The 1,452-nt window shown below is 68.7% G+C and carries 1 protein-coding gene; it reads right to left on the bottom strand.

All coding sequences use genetic code 11. From position 1 onward, the window contains the following. Positions 1-6 precede the first annotated feature (6 nt). Positions 7-1,452: CoA-acylating methylmalonate-semialdehyde dehydrogenase (locus tag AVS7_RS09470; protein WP_020228212.1), on the bottom strand; the 1,446-nt coding region annotated here is incomplete at its 5' end.

The raw sequence follows: 1,452 nt of genomic DNA, 5'->3' as shown, positions 1-1,452 counted from the left end.
GCTGCTTCAGCGGCTGCTGGGGAAGCTGAACACGGCCCCCTCGCGCACGCCCGCGCTCGGCCAGCGCTGGGTGATGGTCTTGCGCTTGGTATAGAAGCGCACGGCATCCGGCCCGTAGGCATGCAGATCGCCGAACAGCGAGCGCTTCCAGCCGCCGAACGAATGGTAGGCCACCGGCACGGGCAGCGGCACGTTGACCCCCACCATGCCCACCTGGATGTGGTCGGTGAAATAGCGCGCGGCCTCGCCGTCGCGCGTGAAGATGCACGTGCCGTTGCCGTACTCGTGGTCGTCGATGAGCTGCATCGCCTCCTGCAGGGTCTTCACGCGCACCACGCCGAGCACGGGGCCGAAGATCTCCTCCTGGTAGACCTTCATGCCGGGCTTGACGTGGTCGAACAGGCAGGCGCCCAGGAAGTAGCCCTCCTCGTGGCCCGCCACCTGCACGCCGCGGCCATCGACCACCAGCGTGGCGCCCTCGGCCACGCCGCTGTCCACATAGCTCTTGACCTTCTCGAAGTGCTGCTTGGTCACCAGCGGCCCCATGTCGTTGCCGTTGTCGGTGCCGGGGCCCACCTTCATCTTGGCGATCTCCGCCTTCAGGCCCTCGATCACCTTGTCGGCCGTCTCGTCGCCCACCGCCACCACCAGCGGAATGGCCATGCAGCGCTCGCCGCACGAACCGTAGGCCGCGCCCATCAGCGCGCTCACTGCATTGCCGATGTCCGCATCGGGCATCAGCACCGCATGGTTCTTCGCGCCGCCCAGGGCCTGCACGCGCTTGCCGTGCCTGCAGCCCTCGGCATAGATGTACTCGGCGATCGGCGTGGAGCCCACGAAACTCACGGCCTTCACGCGCGGATCGCGCAAAAGCGCATCGACGGCGGCCTTGTCGCCGTTGACCACGTTGAGCACCCCCGGCGGCAGGCCCGCCTCCAGCGCCAGCTGCGCGATGAGCAGGGCGGACGAGGGATCGCGCTCGCTGGGCTTGAGCACGAAGGTATTGCCGCAGGCCACGGCCATGGGCCACATCCACAGCGGCACCATCGCTGGGAAGTTGAACGGCGTGATGCCGGCCGTCACGCCCAGCGCCTGGAACTCGCTCCACGAATCGATGCTGGGGCCCACGTTGCGCGAATGCTCGCCCTTGAGCAGCTCGGGCGCATAGCTGGCGTACTCCACGTTCTCGATGCCGCGCTGCAGCTCGCCGTGCGCATCGGAGAGCACCTTGCCGTGCTCGGCGGTGATCAGGGCGGTGATCCTGTCGGCGTTCTCCTCGAGCAGCACCTTGAGCCTGGCCAGAACGCGCGCGCGCTTGAGCGGGGGCGTGTTGCGCCAGGCGGGGAACGCTGCCTGGGCCGAGGCGATGGCCGCCTCCACGGTGGCCTGGCTGGCCAGGGCCACGTTCAGCGAGGACTGGCCGGTGGCGGGGTTGAACACCGGCTGGGTGCG

This window comes from Acidovorax sp. MR-S7, from assembly GCF_000400995.2.
In the GTDB taxonomy this organism is placed as follows: Bacteria; Pseudomonadota; Gammaproteobacteria; order Burkholderiales; family Burkholderiaceae_C; genus MR-S7.
The sequence above is the reverse complement of the archived record's forward strand: the minus strand, read 5'-3'. Positions and strand labels throughout refer to the sequence as shown.